Source organism: Nocardioides sp. NPDC101246 (genome assembly GCF_044767415.1).
In the GTDB taxonomy this organism is placed as follows: Bacteria; Actinomycetota; Actinomycetes; order Propionibacteriales; family Nocardioidaceae; genus Nocardioides.
Window position 1 is genome coordinate 208,000 of record NZ_JBIWNX010000004.1, and the last position, 21,848, is coordinate 229,847.

The following is a 21,848-nucleotide window of genomic DNA, read 5'->3' on the forward strand; positions in this document are numbered from 1 at the left end:
GAGACGAGACAGGAGCGAGGATGCCCAGCACGTTCAGGATCCCGGAGGCCCCGGCGCCGGTAGGGTCGCGGTCATGAGTGACGAGGCCGCCACGGAAGTGTTCGTCGCTCACCGCAACCTGCTCTTCACGGTCGCCTACGAGATGCTCGGCTCGGCCGCCGATGCCGAGGACGTGCTCCAGGAGACCTGGCTGCGCTGGGCCGAGGTGCCGTTGGAGGAGGTGCGCGACCAGCGCGCCTACCTGGTGCGGATCACGACCCGGCTCGCGCTCAACCGGATCCGGACACTGTCGCGCCGCAAGGAGACGTACGTCGGTCCGTGGCTGCCCGAGCCGCTGCTGACCTCGCCGGACGTGGCCGAGGACGCCGAGCTCGCCGACTCGCTCTCGACCGCGGTGCTGCTGGTGCTGGAGACGCTCTCGCCGACCGAGCGGGCGGTCTTCGTGCTGCGCGAGGTCTTCGCGCTGGGCTACGACGAGATCGCGGGAGCGGTCGACAAGTCGCCCGCCGCGGTGCGCCAGATCGCCCACCGGGCGCGTGCCCACGTCGCCGAGCGGCGGCCGCGCGAGTCCGTCTCGGCGGCCGAGGCACGCCGCGCCCTGGAGCGGTTCCGCGACGCCGCGACCGGCGGCGACCTGCAGTCGCTGCTGGACGTGCTCGCCCCCGACGTCGTGCTCTTCTCCGACGGCGGCGGTGCGGTGCAGGCGGCCCGCAGGCCGATCCACGGCGCCGAGAAGGTCCTGAAGTTCTTCGCGGGGCTGGCTACGAAGTACGGCGTCCCCAGGTTCGAGCTCGCCAGCGTCAACAGCGCCCCCGGGATGCTGCTCTACTTCGGCGAGGAGGTCGACGGCGTCGTCACCCTGCACGTCGAGGACGGCATGGTCACCGGCCTCTACTACGTGCGCAACCCCGCCAAGCTCAGCGGCGTCGCCGAAGAGGTCCACCTGGAACGCTGAGGCCGACGTCGGCGCCGAGGCGGCGCGTCGGAGGGTGACGACCTACGTGCTGCTTGGAGGTTGTCGATGGAACAGCGGGTCGACGGGCGGCCGCTGCTCGCGGTGCTGATCACGCTCTGTGTGACCGTCACCGCGGCCTACGGCGTCCTCTACTACGCCTTCACCGTCCTGCAGCCGCAGATCGTCGACGCCACCGGATGGTCGGCGGCCGCGATCACCACCGCGTTCTCCGCCGGCACGCTCGTGGGCGCCGTGGCAGGCATCCCGGTCGGGCGGGTCATCCAGCGCTTCGGGCCGCGGTGGGTGATGGCCGGGGCCAGCCTGATGGGGGCGGCGTCGCTGCTCGTGGTCGCTGCCGCGCCCTCGTACTGGATCTTCGCGCTGGGCTGGCTGCTGGTCGGGCTCTCGACCGCGGGCACCTTCTACCCGCCGGCCTTCGCGGCGCTGACCCACTGGTTCGGTAACCGGCGGGTCGATGCGATCACGACGCTCACCCTCGCCGGTGGCTTCGCCTCGACGATCTTCGCGCCGCTCACCGATGCGCTGGCGGGGTGGGTGGAGTGGCGGTGGACGTACGTGATCCTGGCCGTCGCCTTCCTGGTGCTGACATTCGTGCCGAGCATCGTCGTGCTCGATCTCGCCTGGCAGCCGACCGCCCCGAGCAAGGACGGCCGACCGGTGCGGGACCGGGACGTGCTGCGGAGCAGCCGGTTCGTGCTGCTCACGCTCGCGGGCACCCTGGTCTCGCTGGCCGTGTTCGCCTCGATCGTCCACCTGGTGCCGTTCCTCGTCGAGCACGGGCTGAGCGCGACCACCGCCGCCTGGGCCCTCGGGCTCAGTGGCGCCGGCCAGGTCGCAGGGCGTGCGTTCTACCCGATGCTGGCGCGGCGCTTCGGCGTCCGGGCGCGGATGATCGGAGGAGTGCTGTGGTTCGCGGCCTCCGTCGCGCTGCTTCCGTTGCTGCCCGCGGTCGGCTGGGTGATGATCGTCGTCGCGGTGCTCACCGGGACCGCCCGCGGGCTCTACACCCTCATCGCCGCCACCGTCGTCAGCGACGTGTGGGGCCCGGAGAGGTACGCCGCCCTCAACGGTGTCTACTCGGCTCCCGCCGGGGTCGCGGGCGCGCTCGCTCCCGCGGTGGGTGCCGCGCTCGCCACCGTGCTGGGCGGGTACGACGCGCTCTACTGGGTCCTTGCCGGGACCGTGCTCGTCGCTGCGTTGCTCGCCGGAGCTGCTCTGGCGTCGATGCCGGACTAGGGCGTGTCTCTCAAAGACACGGCGGCCGCGAGCGGCGTTTCGGGCCGATCTGGCAAGGCGGCGCTGCGACGGCATCCTGGTGGCTGTCGAGCGGCGCCAACGCGGCCAGATCGGATGCGAAACGTCGCGTAGCGGGCGTGGATTTGGGAGACACGCCCTAGGGGACGACGACGGCGCGGCCGCGCAGCGTGCCCTCGTGAAGTCGCCGGTACGCCTCCGGTGCCTCGTCCAGGGAGAACTGCTCCGTCTCCACGTGCACGAGCCCGGCGCGGGCCAGGTCGAGGACCTCCATCAGCTCCGAGCGCGAACCCCAGTAGGGACCCCGGATCACCGAGTCGTACGGCTTGGCGAGCATGCCGACCTGGGCGGTGGCGGAGCCGACGCCGACGATCACCAGGTCGCTCTCCACACCGATCACGGACGCGGCCAGGTCGACGGTCGGCTGGGCGCCCACGAAGTCGAAGACGGCGGTGACGCCGCGGGCGCCGACGACCTTGCGGATGTTGTCGGCGGCCGTCTTGTCGGACAGGAAGGCGTGATGCGCGCCGACGTCGGTGGCCAGAGCGAGCTTGTCCTCGCCGAGGTCGAGCGCGATCACGGTGGCGGGGGAGAGGGCCCGCAGCAGCTGGATCGCGACGTGGCCGAGGCCGCCGGCGCCGATCACGACGGCGGTCGAGCCGGCGACCAGCTTGGGCAGCGAGCCCTTGATGGCGTGGTAGGGCGTCAGACCGGCGTCGGTGAGCGCCACGTTGGCGACCGGGTCGAGGTCGCCGAGCGGCAGCAGGTGGCGGGCGTCCGGCACGAGGACGTACTCGGCCATGGTCCCGTCGGTGCCGAGCCCTGGTGGGCTGATGTGGAGCTCGGCGGCACGCTCGCAGTAGTTCTCCTTGCCCTGCGCGCAGGGATAGCAGCGGCCGCAGCCCTGCGGCCCGTAGATGGCCACCGGCTCACCGTGCTCGATCCCGTGAGCGCCGTCGCCGAGCGCGTCGACGACTCCGACACCCTCGTGCCCGAGCGTCATCGGCAGCGGGTAGCCGAACGTGTTCCAGGCCTCCTCCGGCAGTCCCATCAGGAAGGAGTCGGAGTGGCAGGCGCCGGCCGCGGTGATCTTCACCCGCACCTGACCGGGCGCCGGCTCCGGCACCGGAACCTCGTTGATCTCCGGCGCAGCGCCGATCGTGACGTACCTCAGTGCCTTCATCGTCGATCTCCAGACCGGCAGGACCCCCGCCCGCCGCTGCGTCCCGTTTTACCTTGGCGTACGCGAGTACGCCAGGGCAGAACGGACGCAGCGGCGGTCCGGGCTACTGCCCGAAGACCTGCAGCTCGGCGGCGTGGACGATGGTGCCGCGGTCGGAGCCGGTCTTGCAGTCGGTCGTGGTGAGCGGGTCGGCGTCCTGCTCACCGGCGTAGCCGGCATAGCCCGTGCACTGGTTCTCCAACGCCACCAGACGGACCGCCGCGGCGGAGGTGTCGGGGACGTCGAAGGTGCGCAGGTTGAGGTCGGGGGCGACCGGCCGCGGGCGCTTTCCGGGGAAGGCGTCGTCGGCCGAGGTGTAGAAGCGCTTCCAGGTCGCGCCGGCCGTCTCGCAGGCGGAGACGCACGCCTCCAGTGCGAACTTCCGCAGTGCGGTGAAGCGCGACCCCGAGTCGGCGTCGGTCTCGGTCGCCGGCGACAGGTAGGCGCTGACCCCGACCGTCTTCACGGTGCGTGTCCCGCCGGCCAGGTCGACGGCGATCGAGGGCGTGGTGGCGTCCACGTCGCCCGCGGTCACCCCGCCCCAGTTGGTGGCCTCGGTGCCGTCGATCAGCGCGGCCGGGTTGCGCGAGCCCTCGGTGGAGGTGAGCACGGTGGCGCCGTTGGCGGCCGCGGCGAGGTTGGTCCCGGCCGCGAACGAGACGGTCTTGGTGATCTCGGCGGGGGAGACCGTGACCGTCTTGCGCTGGGCGCCTCCGGTGGCGGAGACGTAGAGGAGCTCGTACGTCCCCGGCACGAAGTGAGCCACCGACCCGAGCCCGGTCTCGGAGAGCGTGTCGGCGATCGGGGTCGCCCGCGCCTCGAAGCGGCCGACGTAGACCTTCCCGGGCGCCGGCGCGGTGAAGGTGACCTTGACGTTGCGCGAGGCCGGCGAGGCGAAGCTCGGGGTCGGCTCGTCGCTGTCGGCGGTCGTAGTGGCGTACTGGCCCATGCCGCGGCGGGCGAAGGCATCGGCGATCACCTGGCGGTTGGCGCCGCCGAAGCGCATCTGGTCGGCGGCGAGGAAGGCGTCACGGGCGTCCAGCATCGAGGTCGCACCCTGCTGGAGCAGGAACGAGTCGAAGACCAGCTGGATCCAGCGGCGGTTGCCGGGGCACTTGTCGGCGGCCAGCGGCGAGGCCGTCGTGGTCCCGACCGAGCAGCGCAGCTGCAGGGCCTTGTCGGCGTAGGGGTAGGTGGCGTCGTACTTGTCGACCAGCGCCTTGCGTACCGACCACATCGTGCCGTTCCAGATCTCGCCGTCGGCGTGGACCTCGGGACCGGTCGTGTCGAACCCGTAGTCGGAGAAGTTGAGCGGGTTCTTGTCGATCGCGTAGTCGCGGATCGCGGTCTCGGTGTTGCCGGTCGCGTAGGTGCCGACGGCCCACGGGGTGCCGCCGTTGTAGAGGTCGTGGGCGAACATGTGCTCGGCCCCGGCCAGGTCGCCCCACGACTCACCCATCGCGCCACCCTGCTCGGAGGTGATCCCGTCGTCGGGACCGCCGATCATCCGGTTGGAGATGGCGTGGGTGTACTCGTGGCCGACGATCCCGAAGTCCAGCGACCCGTCGGTGCAGGGCGCGTAGAAGGCGCCGGCAGCGGGCTGGAAGAGGTACTGGTTGGTGATGCCCGGAACGCCGTCCATCAGGGTGAGCTGGTTGGCGTTGTTGCGGCCGGTCAGCAGCCCGGTCTGCTCGATGACCTGCGAGTCGATCGCGGCGGCCTGGGCGTTGCCGACCTCGGCGTCGAGGCCACGGCCGCCACGGCCGAGGTTGTCGGTCTGCAGGTTGTAGTTCTCCTCGGTGAAGCCGAGGAAGTAGGACCAGTCGTGCATCCGGTTGTGGCTCGCGAACAGGTTGCCGACCACGTAGTTGACGTCGTTTCCGCCCGGGACCAGGTTGGTCGGCGCGCACCTGGAGTTGTTCCAGGCGTCGGTGAACTTCCCCGTGTAGTCACGCAGCGGCGAGATCGGCGCCTGCTCGAGGCCACCGGCAGCGAGCGGGGAGAGCCAGCCCTCGTGCGTGTTGGCGTTGTTGCCGATGGTCGTCAGCGAAGGCACCCCGACGGTCGTGTTGAGCAGCGTGTCCCACGGGCCGGCGTTGGCCAGGCTCTTCAGCTCCGGCCCGGTGCACCCGGCCACCTTGGTCCAGCACGCGATCACGTCGTTGGCGGGGACCGCGGCGCCCCCGGTCGAGGCGGCGTCGGGGGTGCCGGGGAAGTAGGACCAGCGCGGGTTGCTGCCCGGCAGGTCACCGGTCTCCGCGCCGGCGTCGGAGGACGCCACGGTCACCGTGTAGCTGCCGAGGAGGAGCGAGTCGTCGAAGGGGCAGACCTGGACCGCGTACGTCCCGGGGTCGATCTTCGCGGCGGTGTAGGTCGCGGCCTCGGGGCTGGTGAGCAGGTCACCCTCCACGAGCAGGGTCCCGTCGGGGGCGAAGAGCTTCACGGTGAAGTCGTCGGTCGGCAGGCCGATGGCGAGCGCGGCCAGGGTGCGGGTCTTGTCGTCGGAGATGTCGAAGGTGTGCTTCGGGCCGCAGGCGTCGAGCGCGGTGCCGGTGAACGGACCCTCGACGTCGTTCTCGTGGTCGACGTTGTCGCGGCGCAGGAGCACCTCGCCGGTGACCGCGTCGACCAGCACCGTCTGCCCCAGCAGCGTGGCGGCGGCGGAGTCGACGACGGTGGCCTGGAAGACGGGGCGTACCCCCTCGCCGGGGACCGGGAGGGCACGCAGTCGCACCAGCTGGTCGGTCGCCAGGCCGGGCACGGTCAGCTTCGTCCAGTCGGTCAGCTTCGCCGCGGCGTCGGTGACGATCTCGCCGACCTGCGAACCGGAGATCGGCCGTCCGGCCGAGGCGGCGGCCTTCAGCCATGCCTGCGTCGGGCTCAACGTCGCCTCGGCGACGTCGCCGCTCACCTTCGACAGCGACGAGGAGACGTAGGTGATGTCACCGTCGGCCACGCCCACGGTGACCAGCCCCTCGGTGGCGGCGGACAGGCCGTCGTATGTCTGCCGGAAGAGCACCGCGTGACCTCCGCCGCCGGCCAGCTTCTGGCCGTTGACCAGTTCCAGGTCGTCCAGCTGGGCCGCGGTGAGCCCGAAGACCGCCGCGTTGTCGTCGAGGAAGCCCCGGGCCGCGGCGACCGGGTCCGAGGAGCCGGCCGTGGCCAGCACGCCGTCGGCGGAGATCAGCGAGGTCGGCGTTCCCTGGGCGTTCCAGCGGACGTCGACAGCATCGAGGGCATCGGCCGCGGACTTCTGGGTCGAGGTGGGCAGCACGCGGTCGCGTACGTCCAGACCGGCGTCGGCCTCGTGACCGAGCAGCCCGCCGGAGCGGGCCTCCTCGGCCTTGGTGGAAGTGTCATCAGCGGTGGAGAGCGCGGCACCCGAGACCGGCGTCGCCAGCACGAAGGCGCCGAGAGCGATGCTCAGCGCGGCACCGAGGCTCACCCGAGCGCGACTGGAACGAATATCGGTCATGTTATTGAAACGTCCCTTTACCGGCAGGGGTTACGGATACACGCAACGCGTGTACCGCGAACCGGCACACAAGAGGTGGATGGCACCCGATAGGGTTCCGGACACATGTAACCGCCTTCACAGACAGGGGAGCGCCACGATGGGTGACTTCGTCAACCTCACCGTCGAGGACGGCATCGGCACGATCCGGCTCGACCGGCCGAAGATGAACGCGATCAGCTTCCAGGTGCAGGCTGAGCTGCTCGAGGTCGCGAACGCGGCGGCAGCCGACGACGACGTGCGCGCGGTCGTCGTCTACGGAGGCGAGCGGCTGTTCGCCGCCGGGAACGACGTCAAGGAGATGGCCGGCCTCTCCTACTCCGAGATGGCCAAGCGGGTCGCGGGCGTGCAGGCCGCGGTGACGGCCGTCGCCGAGATGCCCAAGCCGGTGGTGGCCGCGGTGACCGGCTACGCGCTGGGTGGAGGCTGCGAGCTGGCCCTCGCGGCCGACTTCCGCATCGCAGCCGACGACGCGACCTTCGGTCAGCCGGAGGTCCTGCTCGGCATCATCCCGGGTGCCGGTGGCACCCAGCGGCTGGCACGGCTGATCGGGCCGTCCAAGGCCAAGGATCTGATCTTCTCGGGCCGCTTCGTCAAGGCAGACGAGGCGCTTGCAATCGGCTTGGCCGACCGGCTCGTGCCGTCGGCCTCGGTCTATGAGGAGGCGCTCGCGTGGGCGAGCCAGTTCAAGAAGGCGGCGCCGTACGCTCTGGCGGCGGCGAAGACGGCGATCGACAAGGGGCTCGGGGTGGACCTCGCCACCGGGCTGGCCATCGAGCAGCAGCAGTTCGCCGGCGTGTTCGCGACGCAGGACTCCCAGACCGGGATGGGATCGTTCCTGGAGAACGGCCCCGGCAAAGCCAACTTCGAAGGGAAGTGAATCCCGTGTCCGACACCAAGACGTCCACCGGCCCGGGCATGGTCCACACCATCCGGTCCTACGCCGCCAGGGTGGTCTGGGTGATCGCGCTGCTCGCCGCGCTGGCGCTGGCGATCGGAGCGCTGATGATCGCGCTCCAGGCGAACCAGGACAACACCCTCGTGGCGTTCGTCCTCCACGCCGCCGACATCGCCGACCTGGGCCTGTTCTCGCGGGAGAACGGCATCAAGCAGTTCAGCGGTGAGGACGCCGAGATCAAGAACGCACTCTTCAACTGGGGCATCGGTGCGCTGGCGTGGCTGATCGTCGGCCGCATCGTGGCCGGTGTCATCCGGCCCTGAGGCCATGTGACATTCTCAACGCGTAGGCACCTGTCATCGTATGTGACTGACGGGTAACATCGCTGGCGAACTACGACCATTCCAGGAGGGGCCGGCAAGGCCGCACCATCATGAACATTGTTGTGCTTGTGAAGTACGTGCCGGACGCGACCGCGGACCGGCAGTTCGAGGACGACTTCACCGTCGACCGCGTGAACGTCGACGGTCTGCTCTCCGAGCTCGATGAGTACGCGGTTGAGCAGTCGTTGCAGATCAAGGAGAAGCGCGAGGGTGAGGAGATCACCGTCACCGCGCTGACCGTTGGTCCCGAGGCGGCCGAGGCGGCTGTGCGCAAGGCGCTGCAGATGGGCGCCGACAAGGGCGTCCACGTCGTCGACGACGCGATCGCGGGCTCGGACTCCATCGCCACCTCGCTGGTGCTCGCGAAGGCGATCGAGAAGATCGGCGCCGAGACCAAGGTCGACCTCGTGGTCGGCGGTCTGGCCTCGACCGACGCCGGTATGAGCGTGGTCCCGGCGATGCTGGCCGAGCGTCTCGGCCTGCCGCAGGTCACCCTCGCCGCGGTCGTGGAGACCCAGGGTGACCAGGTCCGGATCAAGCGTGACGGCGACGTCGCGACCGAGGTCATCGGTGGCACGCTGCCGCTGGTCCTCTCGGTCACCGACCAGTCCGGTGAGGCCCGCTACCCGTCCTTCAAGGGCATCATGGCGGCCAAGAAGAAGCCGCTGGAGTCCTGGTCGCTGGGCGACCTGGGTGTCGACGCCGCCCAGGTGGGTCTGGGTGCCGCCTACACCGAGGTCCTCGAGACGGCGGCGCGTCCGCCGCGTACCGCTGGTGAGATCGTCACCGACGAGGACGGCTCGGGCGCCAAGGCGCTGGCCGACTTCCTCGCGTCCAAGAAGTTCATCTGAGGCCGAGAAAGGATCTTTGAATCATGGCTGAAGTTCTCGTTCTCATCGACCACGTCGCTGGTCAGGTCAAGAAGCCGACCTACGAGCTGCTCACCCTGGCCGCCAAGCTCGGCGAGCCGTCCGCGGTCTACATCGGTGGCGCCGACGGTGCCGCTGGTGCCGCGGAGGCCGTCAAGGGCTACGGCGCCGAGAAGGTCTACGTCATCGACGACGCCCAGATCAAGGGCTACCTGGTCGCCCCGCGGGCCGAGGCGCTGGCCCAGCTGGCCGGCTCCGCCTCCCCGGCCGCGATCCTGCTGCCCTCCTCCGCGGAGAACAAGGAGGTCGCCGCCCGGCTGGCGATCAAGCTCGACTCCGGTCTGATCACCGACGCCGTCGACCTCGACGACTCCGGTGTGGCCACCCAGTCGGTCTTCGCCGGTAACTTCACGGTCAAGGGGAAGGTCACCAAGGGCACCCCGATCATCACGGTCAAGCCCAACTCGGCCGCTCCGGTCGAGAAGGCCGGCGCCGCCGCGGTCACCCCGTTCGAGGTGACCATCTCCGACGCCGCCAAGACCGCCCAGATCGTGGCCTCCCAGCCGCGTAAGGCCTCTGGTCGCCCGGAGCTGACCGAGGCCGCGATCGTGGTCTCGGGTGGTCGTGGCACCGGCGGCGACTTCTCCGCCGTCGAGGGTCTCGCCGACGCGCTCGGTGCCGCCGTGGGTGCCTCGCGTGCCGCGGTCGACTCGGGTTGGATGCCGCACACCTTCCAGGTCGGCCAGACCGGCAAGACCGTCTCCCCGCAGCTCTACGTCGCCAACGGGATCTCCGGTGCCATCCAGCACCGTGCCGGTATGCAGACCTCGAAGACCATCGTCGCGGTCAACAAGGACGAGGAGGCGCCGATCTTCGAGCTCGTCGACTTCGGTGTCGTGGGCGACCTGCACACCGTCCTCCCGGCCGTCACCGAGGCCGTCAAGGCCGCAAAGGGCTGACGAGCGAGGTCGGACGGCGAGCTTGCTCGTCCGTTCGCGCCGAGCGAGGAAGTCCCGCCGCCGAAGGCGGCCGGGCTGACCCCTCGAGCCTGGGACGTACGTCCCGAAAACCCGCCTCCGAGCACTGCTCGGAGGCGGGTTTCTTTCGGTTCGGCATCTAGTTCTCGGAATTGTCGTTGCGAGCCATACGTCGCTGGGTATAGTCCGGCCGCATGTGGGGGAATGTGCTCAGGTCGAGGAAGACCCGGAAGATCTCGATCGCTTCGGCTGTGGCCGGCTGCGTGGTGGCCCTGGTCGTTGCGACGATGTCCGTGGTCTCGACGCCTGCGACGGCGGCGACCTGGTCGCCACCGGCGGGTCCGTTCTTCAACAACCCGACCGGCGACGCGTCGCAGCGCAACTACATCGTCCACCGGATCAACAACAGCGTCCGCTACGCGGTCAAGGGTTCCTACATCCGGTTCGTCACCTACAACCTGGACCGCGCCGACACCGTCGATCAGCTCATCGCCGCTCACAAGCGTGGTGTGCACGTGCAGATCCTGGTCAACCGGAAGATGTGGAGCAGCGGTGAGCGAAAGCTGGCCGCCCGCCTCGGCACCACGCGCTCCCGGCCGAGCTTCATCTACGGCTGCGCCGGTGCCTGCCGTGGTTACGACAAGGGCAACCTGCACATCAAGATCCATTCGTTCACCCAGGTCGGCACCAAGCGCAACGTCCTGATCAACAGCTCCGGCAACCTCGGTGGCGGCGCGGCCGGTTCGCAGTGGAACGACGCCCAGACGATCTACGCCAACGACAGCCTGTGGAAGACGTGGCTGCGGATGTTCAACGAGCTCAAGGCCGACCGGAAGGCCTCGCCGCGCTACGTGTCCTGGACCGGTGGCGGCACCTCGGTCGGCTTCCAGCGGCAGCGTCCGGGCGCGACCAGTGACGAGATCTACGCCCGCGGCAGCGGCGACCGGGTGATCGACCGGCTGCGGCTGGTCGGGTGCCGTGCGCCGAGCGGCTACGGCACCAAGGGCAAGACGATCCTGCGGATCCACATGTACGCGTGGTACAGCCGCCGTGGCGAGCGCATCGCCGATGAGGTGGTCCGGCTGAAGAAGCGCGGCTGCGTGGTCCGGGTGATCGGCTCGGTGACCAGCGACGTGGTCTACCGCAAGCTGAGGGCGGTCGGCATCCCGGTGCGCGACGCCGCCTGGGACTGGGGCCAGAAGAAGTCGACCAGCGGCGACAACATCGTCTACGGCTCGCGCTGCTACTCCCACTACAAGTGGATGAGCGTCAACGGCCGCTTCGCGGACAAGGGCACCTTCAGCGTCTGGACCGGCTCGGAGAACTGGTCACCGCCGTCGTTCAGCAACGACGAGGTCACCTTCCGGTTCACCTCGAAGAGCTACTACCAGGCCTACACCTCCCGGTTCAACAAGATGTGGGACAGCCCGAGGGCGACGCACCGGGTCTACATCGAGCCGAAGAGCCGGCCCTGCGCCTGACCGCTAACCTCGCCGGGTGAGCTTTGGTGAACTCGGTGGGGGCCTTCGGCCGCTCGACGGCGGCTGGTCGGGGGAGACGTTTCTGGCAGAGGCCGGTGGGGAGAGGTCGGTCGTGCGGGTCTTCGCGGACCCACGCCACCACCCGCAGGCCGCGGAGGTCCACGAAGCCCTGCACCGTCTGGTGCGGGGCCTCGTCCCGGTCCCGGACGTCTTGGAGGTACGCCGCGCCGACCCGGCCACGGGCACGCCGGCGCTGCTGGTGACCGAGTTCGTCGAGGGCGTACGCGGTGACCTGCTGCTGCCCGACCTGGACGAGGCGCAGCGAGATCGGCTCGGGCGCTGCCTCGGGGAGATCGCGGGCACCCTGGCCGGGATGCCGTTCCTGAGTGCCGGGACCTTCGCCGACAAGGACCTGCGGGTCGAGACGTTCGAGCTGGACCTGACCGAGTGGGTCGAGTCGTACGCCGAGCGTCTCGACTGGTCGCCGTCCGACCTGGAGGGGCTGCGGGACGTCGCCGCCGACGCCCAGGACCGGCTCGACAAGGTCACCCGGGTGAGCCTGGTGCACAGCGACCTCAACCCCAAGAACCTCATCATCGACCCGGAGACGCTGCGGGTGCGCGCGGTGCTGGACTGGGAGTTCGCCCACGCCGGCTCGCCGTTCGCCGACCTCGGCAACCTGCTGAGGTTCGATCGGGACGAGGCGTACGTCTCGGGGGTATTGGCGGGCTACGTCGCGGTGCGTGGTGGCAGCGCCACGGATGCCCTCGACCTGGCCAGGTCCGCGGACCTGGTCGCGCTGGTCGAGCTCGGGGCTCGGCGTACCGCCAATCCGGTGGCCGCCCGGGCCCACGACCTCCTGCTCGCGATCGGCCGATCCGGGGATGTCCACACCGCCCCGGAGGGCGATGATCGAGGCTAGGATCGGAGCGCGCCGGACGGTGCCGGCGCAACCTGGGGGATGGTTGTGGGAGTGAGTGAGTTCGACGGGGCTCGGAGCCCCGCCGGAGGTTGGTGGCGTGGCTGGACGCCCTGGATCTCGGCGCTCGTGCTGTCTGCGCTGTTCGCAGCCGCGACGACGGGGATCGCGTTCGTGCGGAAGACGTATCAGCCGCCGGTGGACTACCCGGCGATGACGGACCCCGAGCCGACGGCGAGCACGGCGACCTCGTCCGCGCCGGCGAAGCCGGATCGCAGCGAGGCGCCGTCGACACGGCCGACGGGCGCCGCTGAGCCGACGCCGGTGAAGGCGCCTCGGAAGGTCCGGCCCTCGGCGTCCGGGTCGGCGAGCGGCGAGCCGATGGCGACGGCGGAGCCGTCCGAGAGCCCGTTCGACCCGCTCAGGGGCCTCGGTGTGCTGCTGGGCCTGGCCGAGGAGGACTGACCCGGCCGTACGGTCCGCACGGCGAAAGGGGTGGTGGCTGCCCACCCCGGACCCCCTAGGCTTTCTCACATGAGTGCAGAGGCAGTGATCCGTGACGTGGCGGCGAAGGCACGCGAGGCGAGCTACGAGCTCGCGCTCGCGCCGCGCAGTGTGAAGGACGCGGCGCTGCACGCGATGGCCGACGCGCTCCTCGCGCGTGCCGACGAGGTGCTGGAGGCCAACGCGGCCGACGTCGCCCGTGCCGAGGCCGCGGGCAGCCCGGCCAACATCATCGACCGCCTCACCCTGACCCCGGAGCGTCTCGACGGCATCGCCGCCGCGCTCCGCGAGCTCGCCGCCCTCCCCGACCCCGTAGGTGACGTCGTACGCGGCAGCACCCTCGCCAACGGCCTCGAGCTGCGCCAGGTGCGGGTGCCGTTCGGCGTCGTCGGGATGATCTACGAGGCGCGCCCCAACGTGACCGTGGACGCGGCCGGGATCTGCCTGAAGTCCGGCAACGCGGCGCTCCTGCGCGGCTCCTCCAACATCGCCTCCAGCAACGTCGCGATCGCCGCCGTGCTCCGCGACGCCGTCGCCTCCGTCGGCCTCCCGGCCGACGTGATCCAGGTCGTGCCCGGGGAGGGCCACGACTCGGTCAAGGCGCTGATGCGGGCCCGCGGCCTCGTCGACGTGCTCATCCCGCGCGGTGGCGCCGGGCTGATCCGCAGCGTCGTCGAGGAGTCGACGGTGCCGGTCATCGAGACCGGGGTGGGCAACGTACACGTCTACGTCGACAAGGCCGCCGACCTCGAGAAGGCGGTCACGATCGTGGTCAACTCCAAGACCCAGCGCACCAGCGTGTGCAACTCCGCCGAGTCGCTGCTCGTGCACGCCGACATCGCCAAGGAGTTCCTGCCGATGGTGGTCCCCGCCCTGCAGGAGCGCGGGGTGCAGATCCAGGGCGACGAGGCCTTCTGTGCCTTCGACCTGGTCGAGCCCGCCACCGACGAGGACTACGCGGCCGAGTTCTTGGCGCTGAAGATCAGCGCCGCGGTCGTACCTTCCCTCGACGCCGCCGTCGCCCACATCCGGCGCTGGTCGAGCGGCCACACCGAGGCGATCCTGACCGAGGACCTGGGCGCGGCCCGCCGGTTCACCGCAGCCGTCGACTCCGCGGCGGTCATGGTCAACGCCTCGACGCGGTTCACCGACGGTGGCGAGTTCGGCTTCGGCGCGGAGATCGGGATCTCGACCCAGAAGCTGCACGCCAGGGGCCCGATGGGGCTGCCCGAGATGACCTCGACGAAGTATGTGGTCACCGGGGACGGGCACGTGCGCTAGCAGCAGCAGCCACAAGGTAATCTGTGCGCCATGTCGAACTCTGTTGTGTCGAGCATCATCACCTCCGCTGAGCACGGGGCCGAGCACGGCACCTCTGGCATCGAGTGGGTCATCGGCGGCGGCGCCCTGGCGATCCTCGTCTTCGCTCTCCTGGTCCTGGTCTGGTTCGCCGGTGGCCGTGAGCACTCCTGAGCGCTGATCAGATGGGCAGCGGGGGAGTGCCCGAGCCGGGTCTGGAGGGTCTGACCGGCAAGCGCCGCGTCGGGGTGATGGGTGGCACCTTCGATCCCATCCACCACGGCCACCTGGTCGCGGCCTCCGAGGTGCAGTCCTTCTTCGACCTCGACGAGGTCGTCTTCGTGCCCACCGGCGACCCGTGGCAGAAGGCCGACCGTGACGTCTCGCCGGCCGAGCACCGCTACCTGATGACGGTCATCGCGACCGCCGCCAACCCGCGCTTCACCGTGAGCCGGGTCGACATCGACCGGGCCGGCCGCACCTATACGCGCGACACGCTGCGGGACCTCGCCAAGGCGCTGCCCGACGCCGAGCTCTACTTCATCACCGGTGCCGACGCGCTGGCCGAGATCTTCACCTGGCGCGACACCGACGAGCTCTTCGAGCTCGCCCAGTTCGTGGGGTGCACGCGCCCGGGCTACACCATGGATCCCGAGGTGATCGCGAAGATCCCCTCCGACCGCATCACCATGCTCGAGATCCCGGCCCTGGCGATCTCCTCCTCCGACTGCCGCGAGCGGCGTCACCGTGGCGAGCCGGTCTGGTATCTCGTCCCCGACGGCGTGGTGCAGTACATCGGCAAGCACGACCTCTACCGCAAGAATCCCTCAGACAAGGACCGCGTATGACCGCGACCGAGCACGCCATCGAGCTCACCATCACCGCCGCCCGGGCGGCCTCGGACAAGAAAGCCGGACACATCCTGGCCTTCGACGTCAGCGACCAGCTGGCCATCACCGACACCTTCGTGCTGGCATCCGCTCCCAACGAGCGGCAGGTGCAGTCGATCGTCGACGAGGTCGAGCTGAAGCTGCGCGACCTCGGCTCCAAGCCGCTTCGCCGCGAGGGCCACAAGGAGGGACGCTGGGTGCTGCTCGACTACGGCGAGATCGTCGTGCACGTCCAGCACGAGGAGGAGCGCCAGTTCTACGCCCTCGAGCGGCTCTGGCGCGACTGCCCCTCGATCTCGCTGCCCGCCGACATCGTCTCCGAGGGCTGATCGCGCCCGTGACCCGTCGCATCGTCCTCCTCCGCCATGGTGTCACGCCCTGGAACGCCGACGGCCGCTACCAGGGCCAGACCGACATCGAGCTGGCCGAGACCGGCCACCAGCAGGCCAAGGCCGCCGCTCGTGCGATCGGGACCTCCTTCTCCGTCACCCGTCTCGTCTCCTCGGACCTGATGCGGGCCCGGCAGACCGCTGGGTACGTCGCGGAGGAGACCGGCCTCGAGGCGGCGTACGACCCGAGGCTGCGGGAGGTCTGCGCGGGCGAGGCCGAGGGCATGAACCGCGCCGAGATCGTCGAGCGCTTCGGTGAGATGCCGGCCAGCTGGGAGCCCCACGGCGGGGAGTCCTGGCCCACGGTCGCGGCCCGTTTCAGCGGCGCGCTCCACGACGTCGCGGAGACCGTCGCGCCCGGCGAGACCGTCGTGGTCGTCGCTCACGGCGGCGCGATCCGGCAGGGCCTGGCGGCCTTCCTCGGCTGGGATCCGTCCGTCGTCACCACCCTCGCGCCGCTGACGAACTGCGCCTGGATCGAGCTCACTGCCAAGGAGTCCGCCCACGGACTCATCGCCTCGGCGCCCTGGCGGCTCGCGACGTACGGAATGGGTGCCCCGATTTCGTGATCGCGGAAGCATTCCGCTACTGTTCTTCTCGTTGCCCGGGTTGATCACCGGGACAACGCCAACGGGGGTGTGGCGCAGCTGGTAGCGCATCTGCATGGCATGCAGAGGGTCAGGGGTTCGAGTCCCCTCACCTCCACCGAAACACCAGATCAGGGCCGTGTTCCAGACCTTCTCAGAAGGCCAGGAACACGGCCCTGATCTCGTTGGTGGCGCGCTTCTCAGGCGTGCCAGACCTGCGTGGGACCGAAGGGGCAAGGTCCCGATCGGATCATCAGGGCGAGCTCCATCCGGGTCGCGCACCCGGTGGTCGCCAGGACCCTGCTCACGTACTTCTTCACGCTCTCCTCCGCCAGCGAGAGGGTCTCGGCGATGGTGGCGTTGTTGAACCCCTCGGCGAGCAGATGTGCGACGTCTCGCTGGCGTGGGGTGAGCTGTGAGCAGTCGTGCCGCAGCGGCACGAACGGGATGCCTCGGGCGACGGCTGACAGCTGTCGGCTCAAGGCCCGCAGGGTGACCATCTCGGCCGGTCCCAGGGCGTGGTGGTCGGGGGCGAAGATCCCGATCAGCCCGGTGTGCAGGCCGAAGAGATCGATGCGTACGGCCGCCGCCGACTCCATGCTCCAGTCCGAGTGGAGGAAGTGGCGGATGTAGCCGCTGGAGACGGTCTTCACGGCGGGGGAGTTCTGCAGCTCGGAGAGGGAGGCGGCTCCGCTGACCTGGAACATCCGCACCGCGGCCGGGGTGCCGAACATGTCGTGCCGGAACCATCCCTCCTGGTAGGGAGGGAGCATCACGGCCGTCTTCCCGGCCACCATGGGGTGCGGGTCGCTGAAGACCGCACGGAACGTCGGCCCGGCGAAGAACGAGACGTCCTCGAAGCCCATGACGCTGCCGAGCGCCTCGACGACCTGGGTCTTGAACTCTGACAGCGAGCGCGCCCGATCGACGCGTTCCATGACGTTGAAGACGCGCTTGTAGTCGACCTGGGGAATCCTGCTCGCGGCCCGCCGCGCCGCCTGCACGCTCGCGGGTGGGGGAGCGGCCCGATAGCCGGCGCTCTGAGTGTCCCCCACGGTGGATTGTGACATGTGACACAGGCTACCTAGCGTTCTGGACACGAAACAACGCCGGAGAACGTGGACCGACGAGACAGTCCCCCAAAGTGGATATTCGCCGTCTCGAGGTCTTCTCGGCCCACACCCAGGAGGTGCGCATGTCCGATCTGACCATCAAGGATCCCAAGTGGGGCAGCCAGGAACTCACCCCGGTTCCCCAACACTTCAACGCCGCGATCCGCAAGGTCGTCGCCGACCGTGTCGCGGAGAGTGACCGGCCCTGGCGCGAGCTGGTCACGACCGGAACCTTCGATCTCTTCACCGCCGACGACGCGGTCGCCGTCGAGAAGTCGCTGCTCGAGACCGGGTATCTCTTCGAGTTCTCCGCGACGGCCTCCCTCGCGGCCGAGCCGGAGAAGTACAAGCAGCCCGAGGGCCTTCCGCACGACGAGGAGTTCCACGAGGAGGTGGTCGACGGGCGTCGGGTGGTCGGCCACGGTGACAACGTCCTGCGCAAGGAGGTGCCGATGAGCGGGACCGTCGCGCTGATCTCCACCACCGAGCACGTCATGGACCTCCTCGAGCACGGGGTGCCCGAGAACACCATCGCGGTGATCGACGACTCCGGCGGCACGCTGACGGCGCCGATCATGGAGGGCTTCGCCGGGATCATCTGCCTGGGGGGCACCGTCCGTTCCCACCTCGGCATCCTCGCCCGCGAGTACGACGTGCCGACCCTGATGAACTGCAAGATCGGCGACCTCGCCAACGGCGACCGGGTCGAGATCGAGGTGACGGCGGCCCCGCCTGCCGCAGACGCCTACGAGACCGGGAACACCGGCCACGCCCGCATCTGGAAGCTCGAAGGAGACCTGTGATGAGCCGCGACATCAGCTACCCCGACCTGCTGGGCGCCAACAACTTCCTGCGCAACCTCAGCGACACGACGTACTGGCTGTGCATCACCCGCACCGTGCAGCAGTCGAAGCTCTTCCCGATGAACCCCTACATGCTGTTGAGCTACCTCAACAGCTTCTACCGTACGCCGACGCTGCTGCGCGAGATCGACGCGGTGATGCCCGCCGAGGAGCTCGGTGACCGGGCCCGCGAGGCCAGCTTCAAGGTCGACACCGTCAACGCGGCCTGGGGCGTGCCGACCTTCTACCTGCTGGGCCGCGAGATGCTGATGAACTGGGGGCTGCTCGCGCCCCAGGACGCCGCCGACGACGTCGTCGACGTGCTCGACTTCAGCCGCCGGTTCAACCTCGCCTACCACCGCAACGACGGCCACCTCACCAACAAGGAGTTCGGCGACCGCAGCCAGCTGCTGCCCGAACGTACGCTGCAGGTGATGGAGGCCGACCTGCACGGCGTCAACCCGGGAGACCGCCTGCACGAGGCCACGGTCAAGCTGCTCGCCCAGCTCTCCCAGTACGCCTTCCTCGCCCACTGCGAGTGCCGGGTCGGCATCAACAACTCCGGCCCGTACAACTTCGGCGGCTCGCGGCAGATGATCATGCGGGACTTCTTCGACCTCACCGAGGGCGACTACCCGTGGCTGGACGGCATCGCGACCACGCTGCCGGTCAACAACATCTCGATCCCGATCGTCTTCAAGGACACCAACTTCCACCTGATGGACGACTGGGCCTCCTTCGAGGCCGAGCCGAGCTACTCCGCCAACAACATCGTCGCGGTCGGCATGTACACCTCCGACGCTCTCACCGACGGCTATCAGCAGGTCGGCATGGAGAACGCCGACACCCTCGCCGACACGATGGAGTCCTACCGAGAGATCCTCGCGGAGGCCACCGCCGACCTGTGGAAGCGGATCGCCACCTGGTCGCGCGAGCAGATGATCGACGCCGGGGCGCTCGTCTACTCCTCGGTGGCCAAGGACTTCGCCCACATGGCCGGTGTCTACCGGCAGTCGGACTGGCTGGAGCTCGACGACCGAGCGCAGCGGTTCAAGCCCCTGATGAACGACGAGTACGCCGCGAACTTCCTCGGCGAGATGGTCGGGATGCTCAGCCTGCCGCACCAGAAGGGCAGCGAGTACCAGATGGCGCGCTACTCGGGGCTGAACCAGAACATGATCACCGGCATCCCCTACGACATCCTCGATGACCGGGCGAGGTACGCCGACACGGTCGGTGACCGATCGGCCTTCTCGGGCCACAGCTCGCTGCCCGAGAAGAACGGGCTGTGGACCACCAGCGCCGGACGGATCACCCTCGAGGAGTACAACGCCAAGGTGCGCGGGTTCACCCCGTCCCTCCAGGCCGCGCCCTACCGCCACCTGGACGAGGAGTGGGTCAAGCGCAGCCACGGAACCCCGCTCGCCGACGAGCTCTACCGGCTGACCCAGCGTGGGTCGCGCAACCTCGAGGGCCGCGGGTCAGGACTGCTCCGCGCCGACCTCGGCTGAGCGCCCACCTCGAACCCCTCGCCGGGGCACCGCACCCTCCCCCGGGTGTCCCGGCGAGGCGGTCAGCACACCCGAAATACCCGACTTCCACCCGAACCCAGACCAGGAGTGACCATGCAGATCGGTGACCTGATCAGACGCGCCGGCCGCCAGTTCGACGCCGCGCCGTGCCTGATCCACGGCGACCGGACCGTCAGTTTCGCCGAGTTCGACCGGCTCACCGACCGCGTCGGCCACGGCCTGCTGGCGCGCGGCCTGCAACCCGGCGACCGGGTCAGCGTGCTGCTGCCCAACAGCATCGACGGCGTCGTCGTCTACTACGCCCTCGCCAAGGCCGGCCTGGTCCGGGTGCCGCTCAACTCCCGCGAGACCGCGAGCGAGCACACCTACAAGATCGAGGACTCCGGCTCCCGCGGGCTCGTCCACGCCGGCGGCCCGCCCACGCAGGTCGAGGTGATGGTCGACCTGGACGAGATCACCGAGCTGATGGCGAGTGCGCCGGCCGGCGGCGACAAGCCCTGTGACGTACGCCGTGACGTCGATGCGCCGCTGCGACTCGCCTACACCGGCGGGACCACCGGCAAGCCGAAGGCCGTGGTGCTCACCACGACGACCGAGATGGCCGAGGTGGCCAACTTCCTGGTCGACCTGATCCCCGACACGACGCCGGGGTCGGTGATGCTGCACGCGGCCCCGATCACGCACGGCAGCGGTGCCTTCTTCCTGCCGCACCTCGTCAAGGGCGCGCCCAACGTGGTGCTGGACAAGTTCACGCCCGAGGCGTTCCTGGCCGCGGCGGTGGATCACGGTGCGACCACGACGTTCATGGTGCCGACGATGATCTCGATGCTCCTGGAGCACCCCGAGACCGCCACGACCGACCTGCGACTGCAGCGGCTGTGCTGGGGCGGTGCCCCGATGGCGACCTCGGTCATCACCCGGGCGGTGGACGTCCTGGGTCCGGTCCTCGCGCAGCTCTACGGCCAGGCGGAGGCTCCGCTGGCGATCACCTGCTTGCAGCCGTGGGAGCACCTGGACCACCTCGGCTCCGCGGGCAAGCCCTACACCTTCGTCGAGGTCGATGTGCGTGACACCGATGGCAACTCGCTCCCGCCGGGCGAGGTCGGCGAGGTGATGACCCGGGGGCCGCACACGATGAAGGAGTACTGGCAGCGCCCGGAGGCCACGGCCGAGACCATCGAGCCGGACGGCTGGCTGCACACCGGCGACCTCGGTGCCTTCGACGAGAACGGCTACCTGAGCCTGATGGACCGCCGTCACGACGTGATCATCAGCGGCGGCTACAACGTCTACCCCCGTGAGGTGGAGGACGTGCTGCTCGGTCACCCGGCTGTGCTCGCGGCAGCCGTGGTCGGCATCCCCGACGCCAAGTGGGGGGAGCAGGTCAGCGCTGCGGTGGTGCTCCGCTCGCCGGTCGGCGCCGAGGAGCTGACCGAGCACTGCGACGCCCGGCTCGCCGGGTTCAAACGACCCCGGCGCATCGAGTTCTGGGACGCGCTGCCGACCAGCCCGGTCGGCAAGTCCCTGCGCCGCGAGGTCCGTGACCAGATGTCCGACGACGAGAAGGAGACGACCCATGTCTGACGCCTACCTGACCACCCTGCACACCCTCACGCTCAAGCAGCTGGCCGATCCGGACGGCCTCGTCGCCATCCTGGAGCAGGACCCTGCCGAGGTCACCGCGGCGCTCGAGCGCGCGACCGAGGAGAAGACGGCCATGGGAGCCCGGGGGTCCTTCATGATCACCCCGTCCGGTCGTACGTTGCTGGATGACGCCTACCCGGACTGGTTCGCCACCGAGCGCGGGTCGGCCGCGGTCACCGCCGCGATGGACGACTTCGAAGCCGGCGTGAACCGACAGGTGCTCAGGCTGACCACCGACTGGCAGACCATCGAGGTGGACGGCGAGCGCCAGCCCAACGACCATGCCGACGCCGCGTACGACGCCAAGGTCATCGACCGGCTCGGCAAGGTGCTCGAGCGCACCGAGTCGGTGCTCGCGCCGCTGGTGGAGCTGCGCCCTGAGATCGCCCGGTTCTTCGACCGGGCCGGTGAGGCGCTGACCCGGGCCGCCTCGGGGGAGACCGACTACGTCAGCGGCGTACGCGTGGACTCCTTCCACACGGTGTGGTTCCAGCTCCACGAGCACATCCTGCGCATCACCGGCCGCGAGCGCCCCGAGGAGTGAGGACCGTGACCG

At 69.7% G+C, this 21,848-nt stretch carries 21 protein-coding genes and 1 tRNA gene; 19 read left to right on the forward strand and 3 right to left on the reverse strand.

Going from position 1 to position 21,848, the window contains the following annotated elements; all coding sequences use genetic code 11:
- Positions 1-73 precede the first annotated feature (73 nt).
- Both ACIRON_RS08795 and ACIRON_RS08800 read left to right on the forward strand, forming a co-directional pair.
- Entirely contained in the window at positions 74-955 is an 882-nt protein-coding gene (locus tag ACIRON_RS08795; RefSeq protein ID WP_402991679.1) for an RNA polymerase sigma-70 factor, read from the forward strand.
- 66 nt (positions 956-1,021) lie between these two features.
- Entirely contained in the window at positions 1,022-2,212 is a 1,191-nt protein-coding gene (locus tag ACIRON_RS08800; RefSeq protein ID WP_402991682.1) for an MFS transporter, read from the forward strand.
- 157 nt (positions 2,213-2,369) lie between these two features.
- Here the strand turns inward: ACIRON_RS08800 and ACIRON_RS08805 are convergent, their stop codons facing one another.
- Both ACIRON_RS08805 and ACIRON_RS08810 read right to left on the reverse strand, forming a co-directional pair.
- Positions 2,370-3,413 (reverse strand): NAD(P)-dependent alcohol dehydrogenase, encoded by a 1,044-nt coding sequence (locus tag ACIRON_RS08805; protein WP_402991685.1) that lies wholly within the window; start codon positions 3,411-3,413, stop codon positions 2,370-2,372.
- Between the two features lie 103 nt (positions 3,414-3,516).
- Positions 3,517-6,927, reverse strand: coding sequence for a M36 family metallopeptidase (locus tag ACIRON_RS08810; RefSeq protein ID WP_402991688.1), 3,411 nt, complete (start codon positions 6,925-6,927; stop codon positions 3,517-3,519).
- A 139-nt stretch (positions 6,928-7,066) separates the two neighbouring features.
- On the opposite strand from ACIRON_RS08810, the gene ACIRON_RS08815 reads away from it, so the two are divergent.
- From ACIRON_RS08815 to ACIRON_RS08875, 13 genes are all read left to right on the forward strand, one after another.
- Positions 7,067-7,846: an enoyl-CoA hydratase/isomerase family protein gene (locus tag ACIRON_RS08815; protein WP_402991691.1), complete on the forward strand. Its 780-nt coding sequence runs from the start codon at positions 7,067-7,069 to the stop codon at positions 7,844-7,846.
- Between the two features lie 5 nt (positions 7,847-7,851).
- Complete coding sequence (locus ACIRON_RS08820) at positions 7,852-8,187, forward strand: hypothetical protein (protein WP_402991694.1); 336 nt, start codon at positions 7,852-7,854, stop codon at positions 8,185-8,187.
- A 110-nt stretch (positions 8,188-8,297) separates the two neighbouring features.
- Positions 8,298-9,098, forward strand: coding sequence for an electron transfer flavoprotein subunit beta/FixA family protein (locus tag ACIRON_RS08825; protein WP_402991697.1), 801 nt, complete (start codon positions 8,298-8,300; stop codon positions 9,096-9,098).
- Positions 9,099-9,121: 23 nt separating this feature from the next.
- Positions 9,122-10,075, forward strand: coding sequence for an electron transfer flavoprotein subunit alpha/FixB family protein (locus tag ACIRON_RS08830; protein ID WP_402991700.1), 954 nt, complete (start codon positions 9,122-9,124; stop codon positions 10,073-10,075).
- Between the two features lie 212 nt (positions 10,076-10,287).
- Positions 10,288-11,574 (forward strand): phospholipase D-like domain-containing protein, encoded by a 1,287-nt coding sequence (locus ACIRON_RS08835; RefSeq protein ID WP_402991703.1) that lies wholly within the window; start codon positions 10,288-10,290, stop codon positions 11,572-11,574.
- Between the two features lie 16 nt (positions 11,575-11,590).
- On the forward strand, positions 11,591-12,496 hold the full coding sequence (locus ACIRON_RS08840; RefSeq protein WP_402991705.1) for a phosphotransferase family protein: 906 nt from the start codon (positions 11,591-11,593) through the stop codon (positions 12,494-12,496).
- 51 nt (positions 12,497-12,547) lie between these two features.
- On the forward strand, positions 12,548-12,958 hold the full coding sequence (locus ACIRON_RS08845; protein ID WP_402991708.1) for a hypothetical protein: 411 nt from the start codon (positions 12,548-12,550) through the stop codon (positions 12,956-12,958).
- A 69-nt stretch (positions 12,959-13,027) separates the two neighbouring features.
- Positions 13,028-14,278: a glutamate-5-semialdehyde dehydrogenase gene (locus tag ACIRON_RS08850; protein ID WP_402991711.1), complete on the forward strand. Its 1,251-nt coding sequence runs from the start codon at positions 13,028-13,030 to the stop codon at positions 14,276-14,278.
- Positions 14,279-14,308: 30 nt separating this feature from the next.
- Positions 14,309-14,470: a hypothetical protein gene (locus tag ACIRON_RS08855; RefSeq protein WP_160027856.1), complete on the forward strand. Its 162-nt coding sequence runs from the start codon at positions 14,309-14,311 to the stop codon at positions 14,468-14,470.
- An 11-nt stretch (positions 14,471-14,481) separates the two neighbouring features.
- A complete protein-coding gene (gene nadD, locus ACIRON_RS08860) occupies positions 14,482-15,144 on the forward strand; it encodes a nicotinate-nucleotide adenylyltransferase (protein ID WP_402991714.1) in 663 nt (220 codons plus the stop codon).
- Positions 15,141-15,515 (forward strand): ribosome silencing factor, encoded by a 375-nt coding sequence (rsfS, locus tag ACIRON_RS08865; RefSeq protein WP_402991717.1) that lies wholly within the window; start codon positions 15,141-15,143, stop codon positions 15,513-15,515. The genes nadD and rsfS overlap by 4 nt, the downstream gene beginning before the upstream one ends.
- An 8-nt stretch (positions 15,516-15,523) precedes the next feature.
- Positions 15,524-16,144: a histidine phosphatase family protein gene (locus ACIRON_RS08870; RefSeq protein ID WP_402991720.1), complete on the forward strand. Its 621-nt coding sequence runs from the start codon at positions 15,524-15,526 to the stop codon at positions 16,142-16,144.
- A 63-nt stretch (positions 16,145-16,207) separates the two neighbouring features.
- Positions 16,208-16,280: transfer RNA gene (locus ACIRON_RS08875), tRNA-Ala, on the forward strand.
- Positions 16,281-16,362: 82 nt separating this feature from the next.
- On the opposite strand, the gene ACIRON_RS08880 is transcribed toward ACIRON_RS08875, so the two are convergent.
- Positions 16,363-17,232, reverse strand: coding sequence for a response regulator transcription factor (locus ACIRON_RS08880; protein ID WP_402991723.1), 870 nt, complete (start codon positions 17,230-17,232; stop codon positions 16,363-16,365).
- A 125-nt stretch (positions 17,233-17,357) separates the two neighbouring features.
- On the opposite strand from ACIRON_RS08880, the gene ACIRON_RS08885 reads away from it, so the two are divergent.
- The 4 genes from ACIRON_RS08885 to ACIRON_RS08900 all read left to right on the forward strand — a co-directional run bounded on the left by ACIRON_RS08885 (position 17,358) and on the right by ACIRON_RS08900 (position 21,836).
- On the forward strand, positions 17,358-18,077 hold the full coding sequence (locus tag ACIRON_RS08885; protein ID WP_402991726.1) for a PEP-utilizing enzyme: 720 nt from the start codon (positions 17,358-17,360) through the stop codon (positions 18,075-18,077).
- A complete protein-coding gene (locus ACIRON_RS08890; RefSeq protein ID WP_402991728.1) occupies positions 18,077-19,627 on the forward strand; it encodes a hypothetical protein in 1,551 nt (516 codons plus the stop codon). Before ACIRON_RS08885 ends, ACIRON_RS08890 begins: the two co-directional genes overlap by 1 nt.
- A gap of 114 nt (positions 19,628-19,741) precedes the next feature.
- Entirely contained in the window at positions 19,742-21,232 is a 1,491-nt protein-coding gene (locus ACIRON_RS08895; protein ID WP_402991731.1) for an AMP-binding protein, read from the forward strand.
- Positions 21,225-21,836: a hypothetical protein gene (locus tag ACIRON_RS08900; protein WP_402991734.1), complete on the forward strand. Its 612-nt coding sequence runs from the start codon at positions 21,225-21,227 to the stop codon at positions 21,834-21,836. Before ACIRON_RS08895 ends, ACIRON_RS08900 begins: the two co-directional genes overlap by 8 nt.
- The last annotated feature ends 12 nt before the right edge of the window (positions 21,837-21,848 follow it).

What these genes read in the sequence shown, in the direction of transcription:
- ACIRON_RS08830 (WP_402991700.1), top strand. Translation starts at nt 9,122, where the DNA reads ATGGCTGAAGTTCTCGTTCTCATCGACCACGTCGCTGGTCAGGTCAAG.
- ACIRON_RS08815 (WP_402991691.1), top strand. Translation starts at nt 7,067, where the DNA reads ATGGGTGACTTCGTCAACCTCACCGTCGAGGACGGCATCGGCACGATC.
- ACIRON_RS08795 (WP_402991679.1), top strand. Translation starts at nt 74, where the DNA reads ATGAGTGACGAGGCCGCCACGGAAGTGTTCGTCGCTCACCGCAACCTG.
- ACIRON_RS08855 (WP_160027856.1), top strand. Translation starts at nt 14,309, where the DNA reads ATGTCGAACTCTGTTGTGTCGAGCATCATCACCTCCGCTGAGCACGGG.
- ACIRON_RS08900 (WP_402991734.1), top strand. Translation starts at nt 21,225, where the DNA reads ATGTCTGACGCCTACCTGACCACCCTGCACACCCTCACGCTCAAGCAG.
- ACIRON_RS08805 (WP_402991685.1), bottom strand. Translation starts at nt 3,413, where the DNA reads ATGAAGGCACTGAGGTACGTCACGATCGGCGCTGCGCCGGAGATCAAC.
- ACIRON_RS08885 (WP_402991726.1), top strand. Translation starts at nt 17,358, where the DNA reads ATGTCCGATCTGACCATCAAGGATCCCAAGTGGGGCAGCCAGGAACTC.
- ACIRON_RS08835 (WP_402991703.1), top strand. Translation starts at nt 10,288, where the DNA reads ATGTGGGGGAATGTGCTCAGGTCGAGGAAGACCCGGAAGATCTCGATC.
- ACIRON_RS08800 (WP_402991682.1), top strand. Translation starts at nt 1,022, where the DNA reads ATGGAACAGCGGGTCGACGGGCGGCCGCTGCTCGCGGTGCTGATCACG.
- ACIRON_RS08895 (WP_402991731.1), top strand. Translation starts at nt 19,742, where the DNA reads ATGCAGATCGGTGACCTGATCAGACGCGCCGGCCGCCAGTTCGACGCC.
- ACIRON_RS08890 (WP_402991728.1), top strand. Translation starts at nt 18,077, where the DNA reads ATGAGCCGCGACATCAGCTACCCCGACCTGCTGGGCGCCAACAACTTC.
- ACIRON_RS08850 (WP_402991711.1), top strand. Translation starts at nt 13,028, where the DNA reads ATGAGTGCAGAGGCAGTGATCCGTGACGTGGCGGCGAAGGCACGCGAG.
- nadD (WP_402991714.1), top strand. Translation starts at nt 14,482, where the DNA reads ATGGGCAGCGGGGGAGTGCCCGAGCCGGGTCTGGAGGGTCTGACCGGC.
- ACIRON_RS08825 (WP_402991697.1), top strand. Translation starts at nt 8,298, where the DNA reads ATGAACATTGTTGTGCTTGTGAAGTACGTGCCGGACGCGACCGCGGAC.
- ACIRON_RS08880 (WP_402991723.1), bottom strand. Translation starts at nt 17,232, where the DNA reads ATGTCACAATCCACCGTGGGGGACACTCAGAGCGCCGGCTATCGGGCC.
- ACIRON_RS08810 (WP_402991688.1), bottom strand. Translation starts at nt 6,927, where the DNA reads ATGACCGATATTCGTTCCAGTCGCGCTCGGGTGAGCCTCGGTGCCGCG.
- rsfS (WP_402991717.1), top strand. Translation starts at nt 15,141, where the DNA reads ATGACCGCGACCGAGCACGCCATCGAGCTCACCATCACCGCCGCCCGG.